The organism is Pseudidiomarina xizangensis, from assembly GCF_052541995.1.
Map to the genome: position 1 here is coordinate 972,458 of NZ_JBOBQA010000001.1, position 25,693 is coordinate 998,150.

At 49.2% G+C, this 25,693-nt stretch carries 22 protein-coding genes; 7 read left to right on the forward strand and 15 right to left on the reverse strand.

All coding sequences use genetic code 11. The features are described from left to right. Positions 1 to 19: 19 nt before the first annotated feature. Positions 20 to 2,410 (reverse strand): VolA/Pla-1 family phospholipase, encoded by a 2,391-nt coding sequence (locus ACQ5ES_RS04720; protein ID WP_445014788.1) that lies wholly within the window; start codon positions 2,408 to 2,410, stop codon positions 20 to 22. Between the two features lie 247 nt (positions 2,411 to 2,657). Between ACQ5ES_RS04720 and ACQ5ES_RS04725 the strand changes: the two genes are divergently transcribed. The 4 genes from ACQ5ES_RS04725 to ACQ5ES_RS04740 all read left to right on the forward strand — a co-directional run bounded on the left by ACQ5ES_RS04725 (position 2,658) and on the right by ACQ5ES_RS04740 (position 7,171). Beyond that, on the forward strand, positions 2,658 to 3,395 hold the full coding sequence (locus ACQ5ES_RS04725) for a YciK family oxidoreductase (protein WP_445015390.1): 738 nt from the start codon (positions 2,658 to 2,660) through the stop codon (positions 3,393 to 3,395). Positions 3,396 to 3,500: 105 nt separating this feature from the next. Then, positions 3,501 to 3,788 carry a metal-sensitive transcriptional regulator gene (locus tag ACQ5ES_RS04730; protein WP_445014789.1) on the forward strand — a complete coding sequence of 96 codons (288 nt, stop codon included), beginning with the start codon at positions 3,501 to 3,503 and terminating at the stop codon, positions 3,786 to 3,788. Positions 3,789 to 3,812: 24 nt separating this feature from the next. Beyond that, positions 3,813 to 6,059, forward strand: a complete 2,247-nt coding sequence (locus ACQ5ES_RS04735; protein ID WP_445014790.1) for a heavy metal translocating P-type ATPase — start codon at positions 3,813 to 3,815, stop codon at positions 6,057 to 6,059. 119 nt (positions 6,060 to 6,178) lie between these two features. Continuing rightward, positions 6,179 to 7,171 carry a WD40/YVTN/BNR-like repeat-containing protein gene (locus tag ACQ5ES_RS04740; protein ID WP_445014791.1) on the forward strand — a complete coding sequence of 331 codons (993 nt, stop codon included), beginning with the start codon at positions 6,179 to 6,181 and terminating at the stop codon, positions 7,169 to 7,171. Here ACQ5ES_RS04740 and ACQ5ES_RS04745 read toward each other — a convergent pair. The 13 genes from ACQ5ES_RS04745 to ACQ5ES_RS04805 all read right to left on the reverse strand — a co-directional run bounded on the left by ACQ5ES_RS04745 (position 7,131) and on the right by ACQ5ES_RS04805 (position 20,721). Next, positions 7,131 to 9,242: an aminotransferase class V-fold PLP-dependent enzyme gene (locus ACQ5ES_RS04745; RefSeq protein WP_445014792.1), complete on the reverse strand. Its 2,112-nt coding sequence runs from the start codon at positions 9,240 to 9,242 to the stop codon at positions 7,131 to 7,133. The two genes, ACQ5ES_RS04740 and ACQ5ES_RS04745, sit on opposite strands and share 41 nt — an antisense overlap. 35 nt (positions 9,243 to 9,277) lie before the next feature. Further along, on the reverse strand, positions 9,278 to 9,490 hold the full coding sequence (gene nqrM, locus ACQ5ES_RS04750) for a (Na+)-NQR maturation NqrM (RefSeq protein WP_445014793.1): 213 nt from the start codon (positions 9,488 to 9,490) through the stop codon (positions 9,278 to 9,280). Between the two features lie 14 nt (positions 9,491 to 9,504). Continuing rightward, positions 9,505 to 10,527: an FAD:protein FMN transferase gene (locus ACQ5ES_RS04755; protein ID WP_445014794.1), complete on the reverse strand. Its 1,023-nt coding sequence runs from the start codon at positions 10,525 to 10,527 to the stop codon at positions 9,505 to 9,507. Next, positions 10,527 to 11,753: an NADH:ubiquinone reductase (Na(+)-transporting) subunit F gene (gene nqrF / locus ACQ5ES_RS04760; RefSeq protein ID WP_445015392.1), complete on the reverse strand. Its 1,227-nt coding sequence runs from the start codon at positions 11,751 to 11,753 to the stop codon at positions 10,527 to 10,529. Before nqrF ends, ACQ5ES_RS04755 begins: the two co-directional genes overlap by 1 nt. Positions 11,754 to 11,813: 60 nt before the next feature. Next, complete coding sequence (gene nqrE / locus ACQ5ES_RS04765; RefSeq protein ID WP_445014795.1) at positions 11,814 to 12,422, reverse strand: NADH:ubiquinone reductase (Na(+)-transporting) subunit E; 609 nt, start codon at positions 12,420 to 12,422, stop codon at positions 11,814 to 11,816. 10 nt (positions 12,423 to 12,432) lie between these two features. Then, positions 12,433 to 13,068, reverse strand: a complete 636-nt coding sequence (locus tag ACQ5ES_RS04770) for an NADH:ubiquinone reductase (Na(+)-transporting) subunit D (RefSeq protein WP_445014796.1) — start codon at positions 13,066 to 13,068, stop codon at positions 12,433 to 12,435. Then, on the reverse strand, positions 13,061 to 13,849 hold the full coding sequence (locus ACQ5ES_RS04775; RefSeq protein WP_445014797.1) for a Na(+)-translocating NADH-quinone reductase subunit C: 789 nt from the start codon (positions 13,847 to 13,849) through the stop codon (positions 13,061 to 13,063). The genes ACQ5ES_RS04770 and ACQ5ES_RS04775 overlap by 8 nt, the downstream gene beginning before the upstream one ends. Then, a complete protein-coding gene (locus ACQ5ES_RS04780; RefSeq protein WP_445014798.1) occupies positions 13,842 to 15,038 on the reverse strand; it encodes an NADH:ubiquinone reductase (Na(+)-transporting) subunit B in 1,197 nt (398 codons plus the stop codon). The genes ACQ5ES_RS04775 and ACQ5ES_RS04780 overlap by 8 nt, the downstream gene beginning before the upstream one ends. A 2-nt stretch (positions 15,039 to 15,040) precedes the next feature. Then, positions 15,041 to 16,381, reverse strand: a complete 1,341-nt coding sequence (locus ACQ5ES_RS04785) for a Na(+)-translocating NADH-quinone reductase subunit A (protein ID WP_445014799.1) — start codon at positions 16,379 to 16,381, stop codon at positions 15,041 to 15,043. A gap of 256 nt (positions 16,382 to 16,637) precedes the next feature. Next, the gene (fabV, locus tag ACQ5ES_RS04790; protein ID WP_445014800.1) at positions 16,638 to 17,819 is read right to left on the reverse strand and encodes an enoyl-ACP reductase FabV; all 1,182 of its coding nucleotides are present in this window, start codon (positions 17,817 to 17,819) and stop codon (positions 16,638 to 16,640) included. 82 nt (positions 17,820 to 17,901) lie between these two features. Next, positions 17,902 to 18,228, reverse strand: a complete 327-nt coding sequence (locus ACQ5ES_RS04795; RefSeq protein WP_445014801.1) for a BolA/IbaG family iron-sulfur metabolism protein — start codon at positions 18,226 to 18,228, stop codon at positions 17,902 to 17,904. Positions 18,229 to 18,231: 3 nt separating this feature from the next. Then, the gene (locus tag ACQ5ES_RS04800) at positions 18,232 to 18,708 is read right to left on the reverse strand and encodes a hypothetical protein (RefSeq protein ID WP_445014802.1); all 477 of its coding nucleotides are present in this window, start codon (positions 18,706 to 18,708) and stop codon (positions 18,232 to 18,234) included. A 177-nt stretch (positions 18,709 to 18,885) separates the two neighbouring features. Beyond that, complete coding sequence (locus ACQ5ES_RS04805) at positions 18,886 to 20,721, reverse strand: cation:proton antiporter (RefSeq protein ID WP_445014803.1); 1,836 nt, start codon at positions 20,719 to 20,721, stop codon at positions 18,886 to 18,888. A gap of 209 nt (positions 20,722 to 20,930) precedes the next feature. On the opposite strand from ACQ5ES_RS04805, the gene ACQ5ES_RS04810 reads away from it, so the two are divergent. The 3 genes from ACQ5ES_RS04810 to ACQ5ES_RS04820 are packed head-to-tail and all read left to right on the forward strand — an operon-like array spanning position 20,931 to position 24,710. Next, positions 20,931 to 21,944 carry an extracellular solute-binding protein gene (locus ACQ5ES_RS04810; protein WP_445014804.1) on the forward strand — a complete coding sequence of 338 codons (1,014 nt, stop codon included), beginning with the start codon at positions 20,931 to 20,933 and terminating at the stop codon, positions 21,942 to 21,944. Beyond that, complete coding sequence (locus tag ACQ5ES_RS04815) at positions 21,944 to 23,611, forward strand: ABC transporter permease (RefSeq protein ID WP_445014805.1); 1,668 nt, start codon at positions 21,944 to 21,946, stop codon at positions 23,609 to 23,611. Before ACQ5ES_RS04810 ends, ACQ5ES_RS04815 begins: the two co-directional genes overlap by 1 nt. Beyond that, on the forward strand, positions 23,598 to 24,710 hold the full coding sequence (locus tag ACQ5ES_RS04820) for an ABC transporter ATP-binding protein (protein WP_445015394.1): 1,113 nt from the start codon (positions 23,598 to 23,600) through the stop codon (positions 24,708 to 24,710). The genes ACQ5ES_RS04815 and ACQ5ES_RS04820 overlap by 14 nt, the downstream gene beginning before the upstream one ends. Here ACQ5ES_RS04820 and ACQ5ES_RS04825 read toward each other — a convergent pair. After that, positions 24,684 to 25,643, reverse strand: coding sequence for a CorA family divalent cation transporter (locus tag ACQ5ES_RS04825; protein ID WP_445014806.1), 960 nt, complete (start codon positions 25,641 to 25,643; stop codon positions 24,684 to 24,686). The two genes, ACQ5ES_RS04820 and ACQ5ES_RS04825, sit on opposite strands and share 27 nt — an antisense overlap. Positions 25,644 to 25,693: the final 50 nt, after the last annotated feature.

The following is a 25,693-nucleotide window of genomic DNA, read 5'->3' on the forward strand; positions in this document are numbered from 1 at the left end:
AGTAGTCTAAGTATACAGATTATTGCTTGATCACTGCAGGATTAGTAATTGGCAGCGCCGTAGCATTGGTGCTAAACCAGCCGGCCGCTTGCAATTGCATTTCCATAGTTGCCGCTGCCGAAGCACTCGGGTCAACGATTGAACCATGCCCACCGGCGACAAAGCGTACTGCACCAGAAATCTTCGAACCATCAGTGCTGGCCGTGGTTTGTGTAATAGCTGGCAACTGTAGTGCGCTGATCAACGGCTCAGTACCGGCTAATGGCTTGCCTTGCACAGCATTTGGAATCACTTGGTCAGGCAATACATCGGCCCCGTTACCCACTACTTCAATCACGTGGAACGGACTGTCGTTGGCAACTGCTTGCGCCGCAAAGTTAATCGGATCAGCTGAGTCGATAGCTGCCTGCGCGGCGAATGCGAACTGTTCAAAAACACCATTGATTTCTGCTTGCTGGGCCGTTGACAAACTCGCCCAGAATTGCTGATACACTTGAATCAATAAGCCCTGGAACTGCGGTGAGCTCGGTGAAACACCGGCTTGCTGTGCTGCATTCGTCACCGCCGCTGCGAAGTCTGCGTTCGCTGCATACAGTAACTGACTCTTAACAACTGGACCAAATGATGGTGAAGCCAACAAGAAGTTCGCAACACTAGCACCTGGGGCCATTAACGTACTTGCATTAACTTTAAACAAGCCCGACGCCGGAGCCAGCGCACCTGACATAGGTTCATTTGTTAAGGCGGTGAAACCGGTACCTGCAATCGCGCCTAATGAATGACCAACAAAGAATACATCCTGACCGTTCAATGGAGCACCCATCGCAGCATTTAAGCTCAAGCGCAGACCTAATAGATCTGAAATCGACTGGCGCAAGTTATCACGTGCAGTCAACAAGCTACCCAAGTTCATGTACGCCGTTGCACTACCGGTTGTCGCATTAATTGGGCCGTAACCACGATCACCATGCAATGGATGGTCAATCGCAACAGTAGCGAAACCGAACACCGCTAAAGTGCCTGCAATACCGAAGGCGTTACTTTTCTCGCCCGTGATACCGTGTTGGAAAATTACCACTGGCCAACCATTAGCAGGCTCAGTAAGTGGTGCAAGACCTTGGGCAGCACGAACCATGTTTGCTGTGTTGACGTCTGGAACAGTCACGATAGCAGGTACATCAACAGCAGCAGTAGTTGCTGGTACTGGGTTGTACTTGGTCAAGTGACGTTCTTCATCAATACCAGGGAAATCGTAACAGTTATGGGGCGGCAATAATCGCGTTGGATCTTCGATACCTAAAGGATCAATCGCAGCAGCAGGTAAAACGCCCGCGCGCACCGCACCGAGAATAGATGCCGGACTATCACACATAGCCTGCCAACGACCGTTTAACGGCGCTTGCGGGTTTTCAGCGGTAGGTACCGCAGAATAATACGGTAAAGTCACCTGTCCTTGATACAACTTCGCAGAAGCGGCAGATAAGTAAGCAGGATCTTGCGGATTAGCTTCTAAACGGCCCGCGGCCACCAGCACATCACCGACTGTCATCCCCGTAGGTTGGGCCATAAGAGCTGGACCGCCACCTTGCGAAAATTGTTGTGTCATGAGGCCTTTAATCGCATTGAATACGTCGGTTACTGACTGGGTGGTAAAGCTTGAGGTCAAGATGATCTCTTCACTATTCACACCAGCTGCCGCTAACGCAGCTTCATGACTGTTAATCAAGCGCTGCAGGCCCACCCCTGAGGCGTCGCCAGACACTGGATCAGTATCTGCATTACGCTTCATTAAGCCATAGGTTTGTGACGGTTTAACATCACGCCCCATAGTGTCCTGGATGTTGGAGGTTAAAACCGCAACATAACCGGTTTTTGCTTTTAATGGCCGCAATGGAATAACCGCAACACCCGCTGGGCCAGTCGCGCGAACAACAAAATCAACACCATGGGTCAACTCACCAGCAACCGCACAGGTCGCGGCTGGACTTGCCGCAGCACAGCCGGCGCTGACCGCAGTACCACCCATAATGGTTTCGAATAAACGAATGCTACCTGGAGCTTCCAACGATGCCGCGTCGATTTCGATGGTGTTACCGTTTTCGTCTTGCGGCAATGAAAAACTAAAGGTCAATGTGGAATGCGTTCCCCACCCGTCGAGACCGTTGAGCGCGACTTGCGGATCGCTATTATCCGCTGGATCCGCTACTGGAATATTTAAGGTACCGTCAACACTACCACTCAATAGGATATTAGAGGGCACTGGTATTTTACCATTACTCGGGTCAAATACGGCTCGAGTCGCGTTAACTTGGTATTCTGTGGTTGCTGATGGTGGCGCTTCTTCGCCGCTTCCGCAACCAGCTAAGGTAAAGGCACTAGCAATGGCCGTTACAAGCAAGAGTTTTTTCATGAGGCTTCCCCAATCCTTGTTCGTGTTGTTATGTATTGAGCACCTGCAGATGCTTTTGTTTATCCTGCCTATCATCGCTCTTTCTAACTGGTAGGACAAGACGCACAGTTAACAAAATTTTATACACCGCTGACGCCAAAGTTGAAAGTATTTTTCAAGAATTTCTCACTCGTAGCTGAGAATCCAAGCAAAAACCAGTAAACTGACGCACAACATTCACAGCAAGTGTAAGCCCAAAATGACAGATATGCATAAAGATAACGTAGCAAATTACGACCTCGAAGGGAAAGTAATCTTAGTCACGGGGGCAGGCGACGGTATCGGCAAAGAGGCTGCGATAACTTTTGCCGACGCAGGTGCTACCGTCATTTTACTTGGTCGTACGGTCAGTAAATTAGAGCACGTTTTTGATGACATAGTTGCAGCTGGTAACCCTGAGCCAGCGATTGTTCCACTCGACATGAAGGGTGCAACAAAAACTCATTACCAGGGCCTTTGCGCGACGATTATTGAACAATTCGGGCACCTCGACGGGCTATTGCAAAATGCCAGCCTACTGGGCGTGCTCTCACCATTTGAACACATCGACCACGACAGCTGGAACGACGTGATACAAGTAAATGTTACGGCACAGTTCATGATGACTCAGACACTCATGCCAGCCCTAAAAAAATCACCCCACGCCAGCATTGTTTTCACCTCGTCGGGTGTTGGCCGAAAAGGTCGGGCATTCTGGGGACCTTATGCGGTGAGCAAATTCGCCACCGAAGGTCTGGCGCAAGTCATGGCTGATGAATACGAGGGCAGCAACGTTCGGATCAACGTCATCAATCCGGGAGCAACCCGCACCACCATGCGCTCACGAGCTTACCCGGGCGAAGACCCAATGAAACTGAAGACTCCTGCAGATCTAATGCCGACCTATCTTTACTTAATGAGTGATCACAGTGTTAAGGTTAATGGTCAATCTATCGATGCTCAGTGAATTGTTAAACCTCGACTTCGGGCGAGGTTTTTTTGCTTGACATATAGGGTACGGGGGTATACTTTACCTTAGAAGTTAAATTCAGTGAAATAGGTTTTGCAGCAAATGAAAAAAACAGTAGCCCCTCATTCTCAAGCTCTCAAAGACAATCTTGGCCAGCGTTTACGCCGCATCGAGGGACAGGTTCGCGGACTACAAAAGCTTATCGAAAACGATACCTATTGCGACGACGTGCTGATGCAGGTTGCGTCAGTGCAGTCCGCGCTAAACGGTGTAGCCAAAAAACTACTGAGCCAGCACATGCACACCTGCGTGAAAACACGCCTTGCCGCCGGCGACGATGCGGTTCTCGATGAACTCGACACCACCATTGAACGACTCTTAAAACGTTAGCCCAGTCAATCACAGGAGCAGTCTATGAGACAAAATATACAACTTCAGCTAAGCGGTATGAGCTGTGCTGGCTGCGCCAAAAGTATCGAGCGTGCACTTACTGATGTTAGCGGTGTCGACGAGGTACAGGTAAACTTTGCCACAGAAATAGCTGCAGTCAAAGGTTCCAACCTAGATACCGAAGCACTTATCGCCGCCGTGAAAGATGCCGGCTATGCTGCTGAGCTCGTCGACCATAACCAACCCCTCGGTGATGATCCGCGTGAACAAGCACAACAGCGACAATTTATTAAGTTTGTGATCGCCGCTCTACTCTCGCTACCATTACTGTACACCATGTTCGGTCACTTTAGCTGGACCCAAAACATTCCAGTTCCTGCTGTTTTAATGTCGCCCTGGCTGCAATTACTGCTAGCTACACCGGTCCAATTTATTATCGGTTGGCAGTTTTATCGCGGCAGTTACCATGCCTTACGCGGCGGCACTGCCAACATGGATGTGCTGGTTGCACTCGGTACTTCAGCAGCCTACTTTTACAGTATTTATCTGGCTTGGTTCGCGGCAGATTATAATCCCCATGAAGGTCTTTATTTCGAGACCAGCGCCGTCTTAATTACACTCATAGTGCTCGGCAAATGGTTTGAGGCACGTGCTAAAGGCCGCTCATCTAATGCTATTCGCCAGCTACTCGAGCTGCAGCCGGCGAAGGCTCTACTCGAACAAGGTAAAGATGACACCCAGGAAGTCGCCGTCGCGAGCTTAACCGTTGGCGACATTGTGCAGGTGCGACCGGGCCAAAATGTTCCAGTGGATGGCAAAGTTATTAGCGGTGATAGCGCCATAGATGAATCCATGCTAACCGGCGAGAGCATGCCGGTAACCAAGTCTACCGGCGACCAAGTTATTGGCGGGACCCTCAACACCACCGGGTTTCTTCGCGTTGAGGTTCAACAAACGGGTGCAGGTACCGCCCTGGCTAAAATCGTCGCAGTGGTTGAACAGGCGCAAAATTCAAAGGCACCGATTCAGCGTTTGGCGGATAAGGTGGCCGGTATTTTCGTTCCGGTGGTTCTAGTCATTGCGCTTATCACTTTCTGCGCTTGGCTGTTTTATTTCGCTCCCGGGAATTGGCGGCAAGCTTTTGAGGCGACCGTAGCGGTGTTGGTCATTGCTTGCCCTTGTGCCTTGGGTCTTGCGACGCCAACTTCAATCATGGCTGGATCAGGCCGCGCCGCTCAAGCTGGGGTATTATTTAAACAAAGTGAAGTGTTAGAGACCACCCACGCCATCGACACTATTGTATTTGATAAAACCGGTACTCTAACCGAAGGCAAGCCCAAACTAACCGACTTTGCACTGTTTAGTCAGACGGTCGATAAAAGTTTGCTTGCAAGTTACCTATTCGTAGTTGAAAAACAATCAGAGCACCCACTTGCTCAAGCGATCGTAGAAGGTACTCGTGACCTGATAGAGCCAACCCGACAGTTCACCGTAGATGAGTTCCAGGCCGTGCAGGGTAAAGGCGTTTGCGCTAAGGTCGCTGAGGCCGGCACAGCAACCGAAAATAAACCAACGATAACCTTGCTGGTTGGCAGTTTGCGGCTATTAATCGACCGTGATGTGGTGGTTAACGACGCCGCCGAGCAGCGTTTCAAAGAATTGCAGCAGCAAGGCAAAACCGTCATGGCCATTGCCGTCGATGGCGAACTTGTTGCTTATGTAGCAGTGGCGGATACCTTGCGCAAAAGTACCAAGTCGGCGCTGGATAAACTAAGCAAACGCGGCTTAACCCTAGTGATGTTGACCGGTGACAATCAGCGCACGGCAAATGCCATTGCCGAACAGCTGGGTATGGATCAGGTGATCGCTGAAGTACTACCAGAAGATAAAGCAAATCACATCAAGCAACTACAATCTCAAGGTAAGCGTGTGGCTATGGTAGGTGACGGCGTAAACGATGCTCCTGCGCTCGCCGTAGCAGATGTTGGCGTCGCCATGGGTAGTGGTACGGATGTTGCTATCGAGGCAGCAGATATAGCCTTGCTACGGGCTGATCTGGAAACCTTAGTGCATGCTATTGAAATGAGTGAGCTCACCTTACGCAATATTCGACAAAACTTATTTTGGGCCTTTGCCTACAATACTCTCGGTATTCCAGTCGCGGCTTCAGGTTTGCTCGCTCCTTGGTTAGCCGGCGGTGCAATGGCACTGAGTTCCGTCTCCGTGGTGTTAAATGCCCTGCGCTTACAGCGCGCTAAGCTCTCGAAGTAACGCGACATAACGCGACAACCATTGTAGCAGCGCCGCGGTTAGTTTATCTTAGACGGTAAGTTCGTAACCTTGAGTAAACTATGATCACAAGCATGATCGCAAGTATTATCGCGAGTACAATGGCAACTACCGCGGCTGTAAATTTGCAGCCTCTTCCAACGCGTCCTGACGTGAACTGGATCGGTCTGAGTGTTCCTAGTCCCGATGTCGTGTGGATAAGCGGCAACAAAGCAACAATTGCACGCAGTTTAGACGGTGGTCAAACATGGAATTACAGTCAACCCACCAACACCGATCTGCAATTCCGTGACATCGAAGCACTCGATGAACAGCACGCCTTCGCCCTTAGTGTTGGTAAAAATGGTAACTCTCGTATTTATTACACAAGCAATGGCGGCACTAGTTGGCAATTGCGCTATCGGGCCAGCGGTGAAAAATTTTTAAACTGCTTCTCAATTGCGCCGAAGACCAACGAAGTTTGGGGTTTTGGTGACAGCATTGATGGCAAGTGGGATTTACTGCGTTCAACTGACGGACGTAACTGGTTATCCTCAAGTAATGCGGTCGACAGCCCGCCACTAAGCGCTGAGGGTGGATTGGCAGCAAGTGGTGGCTGTGTGCGCTATACCAAAGGTGTATGGGCTATGGGAACTGCTAACGCCAGCACCGCCCGACTACTGGTAAAAAGCAGTTTTGGCATTCGGTTTAAAGCTATTGATACGCCAATCGTTGCGGGACCAAGTGCTGGAATTGCCAGTGTCTGGCCGTTTACAGAAGATCATGTATTGCTAGTGGGAGGCGATTTAAATCACCCCGAGCGGCGCCCGCGCATTGTCGAGTATAAAGACGACGAATTCACCCCGTTAAGCGAGCCACCGCTAACTGGAGCACTATACGGTTTAACCGTAACCTCTAACGGAGCTCTCATTGTTACTAACCCCTCTGGCGCCGCTCTATTGCCTACGGTCACCAGCACTGAGTGGCTACGACTAAGTGATGCCAATATCTGGAGCTCAGCGTGTCATGACAGTGTTTGTTACTTTGTTGGCAAAAGTGGCTACACGGCAAAAGTTAGTTTGCCAATAACGCCATCCCCCCAGACACGTGACTAACGTTACAAAAACCAAATCGGGTCAGCACCTGAGCCGCTACTGCACTACGATTGCCTGAGCGGCACAGGCAAATAATTGGCCGGTTGTTAAAATCAGTGCGGTGGTCATAAATAAATTGCACCAAGCGCGTCAAAGGTACGTTCATTACCTGCGCTGGTAGTTGCAGTGGAGTAACCTGGTGTTCTTGCTGTTCACGCACATCTACGACTAAGGTTTCTGGACGACACAACCATTCGTGTTGTTGTTCTGGTGCGATATTCACCAGTTCACAGGTTTGCCCCTCACCCTTTAATTCTTTTAACTGCGTGGCGATCGCAAACTCATCATCCCATTTGCGGCAGACAAGTGTTTCAGCGCTCAGCACCGCCGTTAACGTTTCTAGCACCGCTTGCTCACCGACAAAAGCAAAATCGACATGAGCTTCAGCGGTTGGGGTAATAGGTGAACTCAGCAAGTACATGGGTTGCCGACTACCCACGCGATATAAACGGCGGTTGCCAACCAACAAACACCCGTCGGTAGCGACATCACAATCCTTGGGTACGCTGCAATCCGTTTGTGCATGCAAAGGCCAACCCACCGCGTCGCGCTCCGCATCACAACCGCTAGCACACAATAACTGCGCAAGCATTGCGGCGGTGCTATCACCCGCATGTGGTTCCGTCGTTACCACCGCTTTAACCCGATAATGCTGGCAGTCGACCAACTTCTCAATGCGCTCTGCGAGTTGAGGTATCGGGTCAATTACTGCCATTTCTCTGGCAGTACGATCGATCACCAGATAACAGCATCGCGCATCAAATCGCAACTGCACAACACCGTCCAGTTCACTATCAAAATCTTCGTTGGTATCACTTAGCAGCAAACACGAGTGGCGTAAGGCCTGTGCCGCTTCTTCGATACGTTGACAAGCCGCATCAATGGTCGCCTGCTCAGTTGCTGGACCGAATGATAGACGAATTGCTGATCGCGATCGCCAATTTTCCAACCCCATAGCATCTAGCACGAAGCTGCGACTAACTTTTGAGCTACAAGCAGACCCAGAACTAACGCGAATATTTGCAGCATCAAACACATCCATGATGTCACGCGAAGGAACCCCTCGCACCGAGAAATTCAATGTCGTCGGCACCGAGTATTCCAAAGCATGGTTCAGCTCTAGGTTAGGAAATGCAGTACGCAGGGCATCAAGTAGCTGATCGCGATAGTTAACCAGCGTCGCAACCGGCTTAAATACCTGTTGCTCACGATCCAGCAACAGCTCGAATAAGGTATGCAGTGCAGCTATTCCAGGCAGGTTTTCGGTGCCAGAACGGAAACCCTGTTCTTGCCCGCCGCCAATAATCAACGGGGTAAACGGCGCGTGTTCCCTCACATATAAGAAACCAATACCCTTAGGTCCATACAGCTTGTGACCACTAAACGGGGCATAGTCAATGCTGGTCTGGGCCAAATGCAACTGGCCTTTACCCAACATTTGCACACAATCCACCATCCAGGGAACCTTAGGTCCATGGCGTCGGATAATTTTTTCCAGGGTGGCTAAATCTTGTCGTACGCCGGTCTCATTATTTACTGCCATGGTTGAAATAAGTAGGGCGTCAGGTAGGTTCGCGGCAATAAAATCAAGGTCGAGGAGACCGTTACGATCGACTGGGATAGCTTTTAACTCAGCATGGGTGCCAAGTAGTTCGTTCCAATGTGCTAACGCTTGTGGTACTGCCTTGTGTTCAGTCGCCCCATACAATAAGTATTTACCCTCAGTTGAGGTCCCTTGCTTACGGGCAGCAATCAAGGCCGACAAAACAGCAGTCTGAATACCCTCTGTCGCACCGCTAGTAAAGACCAGTTGACCACGTTCAGCACCGATAACATCGCGCCCCAGACGGCGTGCGTTGTCGAGAATATAGCGTGCCTGCAGACCGGTAATATGGCTACTACTCGGATTGCCAAACACCTGCTCCATAGTATGCGATACCGCATGCGCGATTTGCGGTAGTACCGGCGTGGTCGCATTACAATCAAGATAAATTTCATCATCTTTCGGGCGTATGTGAACAGGTGTCACCATAGTTACCACTTTACTTTTGAATGCTTTTTTAGAAGTTAATTAATCTGATTTTTTTGCCATTCTTCTTCTTTGGCCATGCGTGCTTTTCTTTTGTCACAAGGCTCATCACAGTCGCAAGCTTTATCCATCCCTAACGCAGAAATACCACCACAACTGCCTGAAATCGATTTGCGTTGCACGATAAACCCAACCGACATGGCCAACACCACCACTAAAAAAATGGCGAACACTACTAAAAATAACCCCATGCGGACCTCCTGAGTTACTGCAATAAAGGTTTGAACGCAGTACTAGTGTACTCTTTAAACTCGCCGTTTTCACGTGTGATCAGCATCACTGCGAGTTGTTTCACCTCCGCAAACGCAAGCGCATCTTTTGGCCCCATTACCGTCAGCGCTGTAGCGTAGGCATCGGCGTCCATACAGCTTTCGGTCACCACGGTCACCGAAACTAAATTATGCTGAATCGGCTTTCCGGTTCTTGGGTCGATAATGTGCGAATAACGCACACCTTCTTGCTCAAAGTAGTTGCGATAATCCCCGGAGGTGGCGACGGCATTATTGCCCGGTTCGATAATACGTTGGGCAGCTCGTTGCATGGTATCTGGGCGTTCAATCGCAATTCGCCAGAGTTGATTGCCGGGCTTAGTGCCCTTCATAATCATTTCACCGCCGATCTCAACCAAATAGTTTTGAATTTCCATCTGCTCCAGCAAGCGCGCAACCCGATCGACCGCGTAACCTTTAGCAATCGTTGAGAGATCAACATACAACTCCGGAATAGCTTTTTGTAATTGATGGTTCTCGACTGCCAAGTGCTGGTAACCGGTAACGGCTTGCGCCGCCGCAAGTTTTGCTGCAGATGGAACAACTTCAGGTTGTTGCTCTGGACCGAAACTCCACAGGTTGACTAAGGGGCCTACTGTCACGTCAAGCAAACCATTAGTCTCTTCAGCGATCTCCAACGCGCGACGCACCACTTGTTCGAGGGAACGAGAAATCACTACCGGATCGGTGGTCTGCCTGGCATTGAAGTTTGATAGTTCTGAATCTGGATCGTAGGTCGACATTTGGCTATTGATTTGCGCCAAAAGTCCATCTACCCGCTCTTTCACTTTGTCTGCGTCGTGCCGCGGATTAGCGGACACATAACGTATGTGGTAAGTGGTACCCATGGTTTCACCAGACACAGCGATCTGCTGCGGCGCATGGCTACATGAAACGAAAAAGGCTAGCCCCACCAGGGCTAGCCAAATCAAACGTAATGATGAGTAATTCACCGTCATTATCCGCCGAAATCATCCAGCATTATGTTCTCATCTTCCACACCCAAATCTTTGAGCATGTTGATGACCGCGGCGTTCATCACTGGCGGACCACACATGTAAAACTCACAGTCTTCCGGAGCTTCGTGATCTTTCAGATAACGATCATAAAGAACGTTGTGAATAAAACCAGTATCGCCACTCCAATCGTCGTCTGGTTGAGGATCTGAGAGCGCAATATGCCATTTAAAGTTTTCATTTTCGCGTTCTAACATATCGAAATCTTCAACATAGAACATTTCTTTCTTCGAACGCGCACCGTACCAAAAGGAGATTTTACGGTCGGTATTTAAGCGCCGCAGCTGATCAAAAATATGCGATCGCATTGGTGCCATACCAGCACCACCACCGATGAACACCATTTCAGCTTCGGTCTCTTTCGCGAAGAACTCACCAAATGGCCCAGAAATGGTAATTTTATCACCTGGCTTCAGGCTAAAGATGTATGACGACATTTTACCGGCAGGTAGACTCAGGTTGTTCGGCGGTGGCGTTGCACAACGCACGTTCAACATGATGATGCCTTTCTCGCCTGGGTAGTTAGCCATTGAATACGCACGTACCGTTTCGTCATCAACTTTTGACTCAATATCCAGAAAACCGAAGCGTTCCCAGTCACCGCGGAATTTCTCGGCGATGTCGAAGTCTTTATACTTAATGTGATGCGGTGGAGCTTCAATCTGAATATAACCACCAGCCTTGAACGGCACATCTTCGCCTTCAGGCAACTGTACGATAAACTCCTTAATGAAGGTCGCGACGTTGTCGTTCGACTTCACAGTACAGTCCCACTTACGAATACCGAAGACTTCTTCAGGAAGCTCGATTTTCATGTTCTGCTTCACGTTCACCTGACAAGAAAGACGTACACCTTCGCGTGCCTCTTTCTTATTAATGTGATCGCGTTCGGTCGGCAGGATGTCACCGCCGCCCTCTGTTATTTTTACGGTACACTGGCCACATGAACCACCACCGCCACACGCCGACGACACAAAAATACCTGCGTTAGCCAAAGCGCCTAATAGTTTGGTGCCTGGTTGTGCGATGATCTTCTTGTCATCGTCTTCGTTAATCAAAATCTCGACATCGCCCTGCGGCACCAATTTTGATTTGGCAAACATAATCACTGCCACCAAAATCAGTACGATTAGGGTAAACATGCCTACGCCGAGCGCTATTAATGTCAATTCTTGCCCTTGCATCGACTCGTACCTCTTATTTATCTGTTGCTATCGTTACCGGTGCTATTACAGGGATACGCCAGAAAATGACATAAAACCCAAACCAATGAGACCGACTGAAATAAAGGTGATACCCAGACCACGTAATCCATCTGGAACGTCGGAATATTTCAGTTTCTCGCGCACCGCTGCCAAGGCAACAATGGCTAATGCCCAGCCTACGCCACCGCCAATACCGTAGACGATACTTTCGGTGAAGTTGTAATCGCGTTCAACCATGAAGGATACGCCGCCGAAGATAGCGCAGTTAACCGTGATCAACGGCAAGAAAATACCTAGTGCGTTGTAGAGCGCGGGCACGTATTTGTCGAGGGTCATTTCCAAAATCTGAACCAACGCCGCGATAACGCCGATGAAGGTTAAGAATCGCAAAAAGCTAAGATCGGCGTCTGGAAATCCAGCCCAACCTAGCCCGCCTGGCGCCAAAATATTGTGATACACCAAGTTGTTTACCGGTACCGAAATACCAAGTACGACAATAACCGCTATGCCTAAGCCAAAGGCAGTTGTAACTTTTTTGGATACCGCGAGAAAGGTACACATGCCCAAGAAAAATGACAAAGCAAGGTTCTCAACGAAGACAGCCTTAATAAATAAACTAATATAAGCTTCCATGATCGGCTCCTTACCCCTTCGGCTCTACTTGTTCTGGACGGAAAGTACGCAGTATCCAGATGAATCCACCAATAATGAAGAACGCACTTGGCGGTAGAATCAACAAGCCAACCGGTTGATACCAGCCGCCCTCTGAAGCAAGCGACAGTATTTGATACCCAAACAGGCTTCCTGAGCCAAAGAGTTCACGGATAAAGCCGACAAATAACAGCACCACCGAGTAACCCAAACCATTACCGATACCGTCGAGGAATGAAAGGCCCGGAGAACTCTTCATGGCAAACGCTTCCGCGCGCCCCATAACGATACAGTTAGTAATGATAAGCCCCACGAATACCGACAGTTCTTTCGCGATACTATAGGCATACGCTCGAAGCACCTGATCCACAACAATAACCAAGCTCGCAATAATCGTCATTTGTACGATGATTCGAACGCTCGATGGAATATGATTCCGGATCAGTGAAATAAACAGGTTCGAAAATGCTGTTACCAAGGTCAGTGCAATACACATGACCAAGGTGTTTTCCATTTTCGATGTCACTGCCAATGCCGAACAAATACCGAGAATCTGCAGGGCAATAGGGTTGTTAGCAAAGATCGGTCCAAACAGGACTTCCTTCATTTCTTTTGCACTACTAGCCATTGCTCAGCTCCCCCTTGCGAATTTTTTCTAAAAGTGGGCCATAGGCCTTGTCGCTGAACCAGTATTGCATCAAATTATCAACACCATTACTGGTTAAGGTCGCACCTGATAGCGCGTCAACATCGTGGTTTTCTTGAGTCGGCTTCTTCATTACATCAAACTCAACCTGCTCATTGTTCTCGCCGTAAATTTCTTTACCTTGCCACTGAGCTACCCACTTCGGATTTTGAATTTCACCACCTAAACCTGGAGTTTCGCTGTGTTCGTAAAAGTTAACACTGCGCACCGTAGTCAGATCAGGTTGCAACGAGATTAAGCCGTACATGGTGCCCCACAATCCATAACCACGGATGTAAAGCACTAAGGTTTCCAGCTCGCCCTGTTCACCATTGATGAAGTACACCTTAGTTACGTTTTCACGTGTACCAATACCAGCGGTATCGTTGTTCTTCTCTAACTTGGTGCTCCAATCCGGCTTATTAGCAGCAGCAATCGGATCATAATTCTTCGCATTTTGACCGTTCGCCTGGTCAACCACCTCGAGGCTGTTTAGGTTGATAAGCTTAGTTTCAACACGTTCGTTAAATAGCGCAACAATATCTGTACCCGGCTCAAGCAAACCTGCGGCGTCGAGCACATTACGTTGCATATCTAACGCGGCATTTTTCTCTTGAATCGGCTTCAGACCAACAGCTGCACCTGAAACGATGATCGCGCACACTAAACAGAGAGTGATTACGACAAATAAGGTTTTGCCTAAGGATTCATTCTTCTTAGCCACGAGCTAACCTCCGTTTAATGTTCGCCTGAACTACAAAGTGGTCAAACAAGGGTGCAAACACGTTGGCGAACAAAATGGCCAGCATGATGCCCTCAGGGTAAGCCGGGTTCACCACACGGATAAGTACGGTCATAGCACCAATCAAGAAGCCGTAAACAAACTTCGCGCGATTGGTGAACGAGGCCGATACTGGGTCAGTCGCCATGAACATCATACCGAAGGCAAAACCACCCACTACCAAGTGCCAGTACCAGGGCATAGCGAACATGGTGTTGGTATCACTGCCAATGGTATTAAACAGCAACGCCATCGCCACCATACCAATGAATACACCGGAGACAATGCGCCAAGAGGCAATGCGGAAGTAGATCAGGGCAAGACCACCAATCAAAATCATCAGCGTCGAAACCTCGCCCATAGAGCCCTGGATGTTACCTAAGAAAGCGCTCCACCACATCTCCATGTTATCAAAGTAGTTCTCGCCAATCGCTGCCTGGCCGAGCAAGGTCGCACCGGAGAAACCATCTACCGCAGTCCAGACTTTGTCTCCTGAGATTTGTGCAGGGAACGCGAAGTACAAGAACGCGCGACCGGTAAGGGCTGGGTTCAAGAAGTTCCGCCCGGTACCACCGAATATTTCTTTACCTATGACCACACCGAAGGTAATACCTAAAGCAACTTGCCACAATGGAATTGTCGCTGGCAGGGTTAACGCGAACAGCACTGAGGTAACAAAGAAACCTTCGTTAACTTCGTGCTTACGTACGGTCGCAAACACCACTTCCCAGAAACCACCAACAATAAAGGTGGTGGCATAAACGGGTACGAAGAAGCAGGCTCCGTACCACATTTTGGTAGCCCAACCGGCATCGGCCAAATCACCACCGAAGAGTTGGAACAGCCCGACCTGCCAAACATCGGCAAGCTCGTAGCCACTGGTAAGTGCGATAGCCGCTTGGTTACCCACGTTGTACATGCCCCAGAACATTGCCGGGAAGGTCATCATCCACACCAAAATCATGATGCGTTTCAGATCGACATTGTCTTTAACGTGAGTCGTCTTTTTGGTTACTTTGCCAGGTGTATAGAGAATGGTTGCCACGGCTTCATAGAGGGCATACCACTTTTCATACTTACCACCTTTTTCAAAGGCCGGCTCAATCTGCTCAAGATAATTTTTTAAGCCCATGATTAGCCCTCTTTCTCGATCGTGGTCAACACGTTACGTAACACTGGACCGTACTCATATTTGCCAGGGCAAACATAGGTACATAGTGCCAAGTCTTCTTCGTCAAGTTCCAGACAGCCCAACTGCTGAGCCTCATCGGAGTCGCCTGACAATAAGTCGCGTAACAGAATTGTTGGAAGAATATCTAATGGCATGATGCGTTCGTAGTTGCCAATCGGCACCATTGCACGGTCTGAACCATTGGTTGAAGTGTTCATGGCAAACAACTTCTTCGGCAGTAAATGACCAGCGAAAGCACGGGTCACCGAGTGTTGATTTACACCTGGTTTTATCCACCCAAGAAATTCTTTTTCATCACCTTCAGGTAAAACACTCACTTGCATGTGGAAGCGGCCTAACCATTGGTGTGCATCATCAACCTTGTGACCGTTCAAAATTGAACCCGACACAATGCGCTGCTTACCTTCAGTCAGTTCACCTTTAGTCAATTCAGTTAGGTTAGCGCCCATTTGCGTGCGCAGTAAACGAGGCTGCTTGGTACCAGGTCCGCCGAGAGCGACGACTCGGTCAGTATAAATTTCACCAGTGGTGAAAAGCTTACCGTAGGCGATCACATCTTGATAAGTGATATGCCAAACTTGCTTTTTCATGTTTACTGGATCGAGGAAATGAATGTGAGTTCCGACCAAGCCAGCAGGATGAGGGCCTTTAAAACTCTCTACTTGGGCCGTCGCATCACCAATATCAATTTTCGCATCCGCAGCTTTAGTTACGTAAAGCTTGCCTTCGGTCAGATTGCTTAGCACTTTCAAACCGTCAACAAAAGCTTGTTGTTGTTCTGCTACGATAACCGCAGGGTCAGCAGCTAATGGATTGGAGTCCATGGCGTTAACAAAAATAGCGGCAGGCTTAGCATCGAGTCGTGGCGACCGGCTAAAAGGGCGAGTGCGTAGAGCAACCCATTGACCTGAGTTGTTTAATTGCTCGACAACTTTTTCGCGATCAATGTTGCCCAACTCTTTGCTTTCGTACTTGGCAAAGGTTTCTTGCTCGTCACCATCAATTTCGATGACCACAGCTTGCAAGACACGCTTCGCGCCACGCAGAACGTCTTTAACGACGCCGGCAGCTGGTGCAGTGAATTTTACCCCTGGGTTTTTCTTATCCTCGAAAAGTATCTGGCCTTTTTTTACACGGTCCTCAACCTTGACATGCATGGTTGGGCGCATACCCACATACTCTTCACCCAGAACGGCAACGGTGGTGATGGACTCACCATCTTCGATAGTTTGCTGGGGAGCTCCGATAATCGGTATATCCAGCCCTTTCTTGATCGTAATCATACGCGTTTGCACTACTCGTTAGGGAAGATGAATCTTTCTTCAGTAACGCTGCTTAAACAGCCCCTGAAACCTGATAAATCATATGGTTAGCGCAACAAGCTTGGGCAAGCCGAAAACTCACTGCACTGACCGAATTTTGTACACAGTCACCTAGGGCGGGCATTTTAGCACTTTTGTGCCGTGCGTTACCACCTTACACGGCACAAATTTTGTCGTACTTAAACTCTATAAGAAGTGTTACGTAAATCGACTCGACTTAAGACCAATCGACTTGTGGGTCGACGTCCGCATCGTAGTCGACACCCGCCATGCCAAAGCCAAATAGTTTCAGAAAGTCAGCATGATACTCTTCATAATCTGCCAACTGATGAAAGTTTTCCTGATTCACTTGATCCCACAACGCTTTAACTTTCGCCTGGGTTGCTTCGTTCGTTTCTTTCGCATCCATCCGTAAACGACCGGCGCCATCCATGGTTGGATCGGCGGCGTAAAGTCCCTCAGTGAATAAGCGATAAATCTGCTCGATACAGCCTTCGTGAGTACCCTCTTCTTTCATCACGCCATAAATAAGAGAGATGTAAAGCGGCATAACCGGAATTGCTGAACTGGCCTGCGTGACCAGAGCCTTCAAGGAGGACACATAAGCTTCTACATTTAACTGACGATGATCGCCACGAATCGCGGCGGCGGCGCGATCGAGATCTTCCTTCGCCTTACCAATAGTCGCGTGACCATAAATAGGCCAGGTTAACTCTTTACCAATATAGGTATAAGCTGTTGTCTTGGCGTTTTCAGCAAGTACACCAGCATCATCCAAGGCCGTTAACCAGCGTTCCCAGTCTTCACCACCCATCACTTTGACGGTATTAGCAATTTCTTCCTCATTTGCCGGTTCCAAAGTGATTTCTTTGACCTGATCTTTGTCAGTGTCATAAGTTTTTGTCGTGTAGGCCCGACCTACCGGTTTCAGCGTCGAGCTGTAAACTTCACCGGTTTCCGGGTCTTTGCGTTTAGGTGATGCCAAGCTGTAAATCACCAAATCAACCTGACCTAAGTCAGCTTTGATTTTCGCAATGGTCTCGGCTTTAATTTCGTCAGAAAAAGCATCGCCATTGATGGAGTGGGCATACAGGCCTTCAGCATGGGCTGCATCATGAAATGCTGCAGTGTTATACCAACCTGCCGTTGCCGTTTTTCGCTCGGTTGGTTCTTTTTCAAAACATACGCCTAACGTCTTGGCGCCAGCGCCAAACGCAGCAGTAATGCGCGAAGCCAGACCATAACCGGTAGAACAACCAATCACTAAGACACGTTGCGGGGCGCCAGTAATTTTACCTTGTCGCTTGATGTAATCGATTTGCTCTTGCACATGCGCAGCACAACCGTTTGGATGTGCATTGGTACAAATAAAACCACGAATTTTCGGTTGGATAACCATAATTTGTCCTATTGCTTGTCTTGCTTTAAGGGGCAGTTTAACCGACCAGAGGCGGAAAACACATCTGATTAGTTACCGTTAGCTAGTCATTCCTGTCCTTGCTGCCCCCACGACATGCGGGTGAGTCGGGCACGTCATGCAGGTTTTGCCATTCGTCCGGGGTATAGGTGTGCAATGCTAAAGCATGAACAGGTCCGGCTAAAGCCTCACTCAACAGCTTGTTTATGGTGCGATGGCGTTGCAGCAATCGCTGCCCGACAAACGCTGTACTAACAATCACAAGTTTGAAATGTGAATCATCGGTCGGCGTGCCGTGCAAGTGGCTCTCGTTGATCACCTGCAAGTTCATGATCGGTAGCTCAGCGTTGAGCTGCTGCTCGATAAAATCTGCGGTAGGTTGAGTTAACATAGGTTAATCCTCGGCCGAGGTATTAATTTCACTAAAACAAATGCGCTCATCACGACCTAATCGAGCCAAAGCATCGAGCAACGATGATGGGGCGGCATCTTGTTTGGTGACGATACGATACGATTGTGAACTCACTGTGCCCCACTCCTGCCATAGCATCACATTATGCTCACTATACAAGGCGGCGATTTCTGCCAAACCACGGGCCCGGTGCGCTGGAAATGCAGATGGCTGCGCGACTAAACGCCAGCGGTTCAACTCCTCTGCTGTTGCCAATAACGCATCATTGACCCGGTTACGACAAAAACTTAATTGCAATGAACCTTTGCTTAGTTGCCAATCGGCATTGGGGAGCTGCAGAAGATCGATGCTTTGTACGCGTGCAACCGCTGTAGCGTCTGGATTCGACGCTGGCACACAAGCCACCAGAGCCAACAGTGAGAATAAAGCTGTGAATCGTCTACCGTAGTACTTTGTCATGCGCAATGCTTCTTTAGCGAACCAATCGAGGTGTCATCATAACGCAGATAAAAAGAGAGGAGAACATCCTTGTTCAGACGAAATGGTGTTAGTCCTTAACTCCATTTCAAATTCCTTTAACTGACTCTATACAACTTTATTACAAAGTTCAACAGAAGAAATCAACAATTTATAAACTTATGATTCTTCTTTATCGCTATGTTGTTTAACTGCTTGTTCTGCCGCTGAATCCTCTGCCGTTACCAATGCAATAATTTGCCAGCCAGGTTTCGGCTCAAAAGTGTGGTCGGTGGTAAACACGTGAAACATTTTCCTCTCATCCATGGCAAACATCGGAATAGCGCGATTGCCATAACGCTCCTGATAGTCGACAAAACTGAAATTCTCAGTCAGGTTAGTGGTTTTCATTTGCGCGCCCTGGAAAGTGAGACTCGCTAATTTCGAGAAGGTGACACCCTTACCGAATAGCTTCAAGCGCTCGCGATAATTCTCAGATAACTGGTTGCGCGCCGGCCCCTCATGTTCGTTACTTGGTAAACCAAAAATCTTATCGGTACTAAACCAATCAATAAAATGCAATGCCACCACCGGATTGAGTTGTTTATAGGGTGACAAGATCAACACACGGCCAATCCCTTTCAGATCCATATTATTTTCGGCATGATCAGAGGTCGGGTTACCAAAATAAACCGGCAGATTTTCCATCCGACCTTGCTTGATATTTTCCCAGTTGGTATCCGCCAGCAGTACCGGTACGTCATGCTCTTTTAGAGCTTTAGCGATGCGCCGCGCGGTCATATTGGCACCAAAAATCAAAAAACCATGGGCTGGCGGCTCCCGCAACTTCAGGGCATGCGCCAGCGGTTTGGCGGTAAGGCTTTGTAATACCACAGTACTCAGGATAACCAAAAATACTAAGGGTACGAGCAGGTCAGCTTCAGCCCATCCCGCTTGTTGTAATTTCAATGCGAAAAGCGCTGAAACTGCGGCGGCAACAATACCGCGGGGCGCTATCCATGACAGTAATAATTTTTCTTTAAAGTTGAGTTGGGTACCAATAGCTGAAATCCATACACTTAGCGGGCGCACAGCGAAAATAATGACCGCCAGTAAAATCACTGCCGGCATACCTAATTCGCTGAATGCCTCCATATTCAAGCGTGCCGCAAGAATAATGAACAAGCCCGAAATCAGCAGCACACTCAAGGTTTCCTTAAACTCGAGAATATCGTCAAGGTCAAGGTTACGGGTGTTGGCCATGACCATCCCCATAACGGTAACCGTCAACAATCCAGACTCGTGTTGCACTGCATTTGATAGTGCGAATACACCTAGCACCATCGCCAAGGTTGCAACATTTTTCAGATAATGCGGGAACCAACCTTTGCGCAGGGCCACACCCAGCAATTTACCTGCTGCGTAACCTAAGGCGAAACCGACGCCAATGGTAATTGCAAAGGCTTCCATCGCCTGCACCGCACCCGCGCCCTGGCTGGCAATAATAAACTCATACACCAATACCGCTAACAAAGCGCCGACAGGGTCAATGATAATCCCTTCCCAACGCAGAATGTTTGCCACATTCGACTTCGGGCGCACCGAGCGGATCATTGGCATGATCACCGTCGGGCCGGTGACCACCACCAAGGCTCCAAAAAGCGCAGCAAGCTCCCAGCCAAAGTCCATTAGAAAATAAGCAAGCATCGCGATACTTAGCCAAGTCACCAAAACACCGATGCTTACCAAATTCGTGACCATACGGCCGTGACCCCGAATCCCTTCAATTTTAAGGGTTAAGCTCCCCTCAAAAAGGATAATTGCGACAGACAGCGACACTAACGGGAAAAGTAAATCACCAAACACCGCATCAGGCTGCAGCCACCCCAACCCCGGGCCTACCACCATACCAACCAGCAACAATGGTAAAATAGCGGGAATCTTCAATCGCCATGCCGACCACTGGCACATGATTGACAGCACACCTATAAGCGCAAGCGCTGACATATTCGACATAATCTAAGTTACTCCTTGTCTATTGAAATCGACTCCAATGCCTGACTACTAGGCGCTGATGATATCGCTGTAAAGTTCAGTTTACTTGCTGACTTTACCTAGTATTGAGTACTTCAAATTGCTAGTTGATAATCATTCGCATTTAAGTACAATATCCAAAGTTTCTTTCTGTACCATTACGAGGTTACCCGATTATGAGATTACCTAACATGCAAAAACTCTTATCATTGAGTGCATTAGCTTTGGCTTTCTCGGCATCAATAGCTAACGCAGCAACAGTAAACGTTTATTCTGCGCGAAAAGAAGCCTTGATCAAACCCGTGTTAGAACAGTTTAGCGAAAAAACCGGTATTGAAGTGCGTTTATTAACCGGTAACGGTAATGCTTTGCTCGCGCGCCTTGAAAACGAAGGTAAAAATACCCCAGCGGATCTATTTCTCACGGTTGACGCAGGCAATTTGCATCGCGCTGCTGAAGCTGGAATTTTTCAGCCGATCACCAGTGAGGAAATATTAAGTAAAGTTCCTTCACACTTGCACGGCAAAGATAATCTCTGGATCGGTTTAAGTTTGCGTGCACGGCCTATTTTCTATGCCAAAGACCGCGTTGACCCAAGTCAGCTAAGCGGTTACCAGGATCTGGCCGATAGCAAGTGGCACAACAACGTTTGTATTCGCTCATCTGACAATATCTACAATCAGTCGCTAACTGCTGCTCTAATCCAGCATTGGGGCATTGAGAAAACCGAAAGTTGGGCCCGAGGCTTAGTCGATAACTTGGCCAAGCCGCCCGTTGGTGGTGACCGCGACCAGATCAAGGCAGTCGCCGCAGGAGTTTGTGATATCGCTGTCGCCAATACCTATTACCTCGGCTTAATGGAAGCTTCAGAAAACGCCGATGAACGCGAAGCAGCAAGTAAAGTTGCCATCTTTTGGCCCAATCAGACCAGCTTTGGTACCCACGTTAACGTTTCAGGTATCGGTATTACCCAACATGCCAAAAATAAAGCTGCTGCACAGCAATTGTTAGCTTATTTGCTCTCACCACAAGCCCAACAATGGTACGCCGCCACCAATAATGAATACCCGGCAGTGACCGGAGTTGAATGGAGTGAGCGCCTGCAAAACTGGGGCTCATTTGAAATGGACGACATTGAAATGGGTGTTCTTGGCGAAAACAACGCTGCAGCTGTTAAATTAATGAACCGAGCAGGCTGGCGTTAATGCTACAGCAGTGGCGACAACTTTCACTGGTAGCCTCAGCGCTCGCACTGGGGCTACCTTTGTTTGTTATTGTTGCTGCATTATTGACCTTGGTGTTTGGTGGTGACTTCACCACTTTGAGCCACCTCTGGGCGACCGTCATCCCTGAATACATTCGCCACTCAGTGCTACTCATGATTGGGGTTGCCATAGGCGTCATAACACTCGGGGTAGGTACGGCTTGGTTAACCACCAGCTGCCGCTTCCCCGGGCAACGCCTGTTAAGCTGGGCGTTATTACTGCCACTGGCGATGCCCGCGTATATCACCGCCTACACCTACACCGGAATGCTAGACTACAGTGGCCTCGTACAAACCTCGTTACGTGACGTTTTTGACTGGAATTACGGCGATTACTGGTTCCCGCAGATCAGAAGTCTTGGTGGCGCAATTGTCGTTTTGAGTCTGGTACTCTTTCCCTATGTCTACTTAATCACTCGCGCTACCTTTTTGCAGCAATCCGCAACTACCATTGAAGCTGGGCGCAGTTTAGGATTATCCCCCTGGCAGTGTTTCTGGCGGATCGCACTACCGCTAGCACGACCAGCTATTGTTACCGGTGCTACGCTCGCGCTCATGGAAACTCTGGCCGACTACGGTACCGTGCAATACTTTGGCGTTACCACCTTCACCACCGGTATTTTCCGCACTTGGTATGGTCTGGGTGACCTCAATGGGGCATTACAGCTGGCTGGACTTTTGTTAACGGCGGTGATCGCCCTCATTTTGATAGAACGCTGGTCGCGCAAACAAGCACGTTACGATCAACGTAATCCGCGCCCAGCAGCACCGTTTCAACTCAGCGGTGGAAAAGCCTGGCTAGCCAGCTTCGCCTGTTGGCTGCCATTGCTGCTGGGTTTTATATTGCCAGCTTTACAGCTTACCGGTTGGTCAATTGAACGGTGGCAAGTCTGGACCCAGCCTGACTTCTGGCAACTCGCCTGGAATAGTTTCGGATTAGCGTTTACCGCTGCTTTATTAGTCGTGACGGTCGCCCTTTGGCTGGCTTATGGTCGCCGCCAGTTGCCCACCAAATGGGTACGCACCAGTGTCGCCTTCGCCGGACTAGGCTATGCCATTCCAGGCTTGGTCATTGCTGTGGGGTTACTGGTTTTACTCAGTTCAGTCGATCAGGTCATCATTGCCGCAAGCCAACGTTGGCTTGGCTGGAATCCGGGGCTATTGCTGTCAGGTACCTTATTCGCGCTAATTTTCGCCTATACGGTGCGCTTCCTCAGCGTGGCCTTACAAACTGTGCAAGCCGGCCTGGCAGAAATTCGACCCAGCATGGATGAAGCAGCTCGCATTCATGGCTACCGGCCATTCCAAGTGCTACGCAGCATCCATTTACCACTGCTGCGACCCAGCGTGCTCACCGCGATTATTTTAGTCGGCGTCGATGTACTGAAAGAACTCCCAGCGACCTTGGTATTGCGCCCCTTTGATTTCAACACGCTCGCTGTGCGTGCCTACGAAATGGCGGGTGACGAGCGTCTTGCCGATGCTGGACCACCGGCGTTGATGATGGTTCTGGTAGGTTTGATTCCTGTTATTCTGCTTTCGCGAGCTATGTTAAAGTCGCAACAACACGCATTAAAGGAGCAAGATTTTGTCCCTGTTACAGCTTGATCATTTGCAAGTCAATATTGGTCAACAAGCCATTGTTCGCGGCGTAACCGTGAGCCTTGAAGCGGGCGAAATCGGCTGTCTGCTCGGCCCTAGCGGCTGTGGTAAAACCACCTTACTGCGGGCAATTGCCGGCTTCCAATCGGTCGCCACGGGCAGCATCAGCTTGGCGGATAAAACCGTCTCAGCACCAGCATTTACCCAAGCACCAGAAAAGCGTGGCATCGGCATGGTATTTCAGGATTTTGCTTTATTTCCGCACCTGACCGTGGCCGAAAATATCAGTTTTGGTATGCGCCATGCAAGTACCAGTGAGAAGCGTCACCGCGTCGATGAACTGCTCGATCGAATCGGCTTACCGGGCTATCAAAAAAGGTACCCACACGAGCTTTCCGGGGGCCAACAACAACGTATTGCTCTGGCCCGCGCGCTTGCACCTCGTCCGCGCTTGCTGTTACTCGATGAACCCTTTTCCAGCCTCGATGCGGAATTGCGCGAACGCCTCGCCGTTGAAGTCCGCGCTTTACTGAAAAATGAAAATATCACGGCGCTACTGGTGACCCATGATCAACAAGAAGCCTTCGCCATGGCTGACAAAGCCGGTGTCATGTATCAAGGTGAGTTATTGCAATGGGAAACACCTTACCAACTCTATCATCAGCCCCGTCATCAAATGGTCGCTGACTTTATTGGTCATGGCGTGTTACTGCAGGGTACCGTCAACGCCTGTGGAGCTATGGCATCGCCGTTAGGCATGTTAGAACATGCCAGCCTGGAAAACGTTGAAGGCGGCACCCCGGTCAACTTTTTGGTTCGCCCCGATGACCTGGTGCCTGATCCTGACTCGCGTCTACGCGGTAAAATCAAAGCCCGGGGCTTTCGCGGCGCACATAACCTTTATAGCGTTGAGTTAGTCAGTGGTGTGGAAGTGTTAACCCTGAGTCCGTCCCACGAGCAGCTCGAAGTCGGTGCAGAAATTGGTCTGCGACCAGACTTCGATCACTTAGTCGTGTTCGCGGCTGATCATTGCGAACTACCTGGCTTACATAGCCAGCCGCCCGCTTTCAGTCCAGTGTTACCAAAAGCGCAAACGGCGCAGTAAAAGAAACTCGATCACGGCAATTACGGTCAGAGAACCACAGAAAATCCAGAACGCCTGATCGCTATCCACACCAGGCATGCCGCCAATGTTGATGCCAAAGATACCTGTTAGAAAGGTTAACGGTAAAAATACCCCAGCAATAACAGACAGCCAGTAGGTATTGCGATTCATTTTCTCAGCAACTTCCTGTTGCAGCTGTTCGCGCAGCATGCCGACCTGCTGCAATAACATTTCCAACGACTCTAACTCCCGTTGAGTGCTATCACGTTCATTGGTGAGCCACTGTAAATTCTCGCTTTCCAGCCATTTCTGTGCATCAATACCCAACCGCTCGACAGCTGCAAGTTGCGGTCGAACAAATCGAACCAACCGCAGCATACGGCGATGAAGTAGAGATAGTTTTTGCTGACGCAAGGATGTCGTCCAGCCTTTGTCATTATCCTCCAGAACTTCCATTTCTACTTCGATAACATCAAGCAACTCTTCCAAACGACTGTTCAGTTCTTCGATCAACATGATCAAAAAATCGTGCAACGACTCTGCCCCATCCTGGCGTTGCAAACGTTCGCGGAGAATTGCCACAGAGCGCAACGGTCGCCTGCGGAAGCTGTAAATATTTCCCTTGTAGTAAAGGATCCGCAAACTCAACATATCTTCCGGCCGTTCACCTTCGTTGAGATTCACCCCTTTCAGAATAAGCAGAAAACCTTCGGTGGTTCGTTCAAATCGTGGCCGCGTGTCTTCCTCTAGTACTGCATCAATAAGCGGCTCAGGGATTCCAGCTGCAAGCAACCACGCACTTATACCGGGCAGATCGCGCTGGAAATGAAACCAGCTGTTCTGCCTTTCGTGAAAACCATCGTCGATATGTTGTGCTGGGTGCGTGCTGAAATCCCAACTATCGATCATAAATTCGGGACGCTGCTGTGTCATACCTACTCCTTGAAATCACATTCCCAACGACTCATGTTTAACGTTACAAT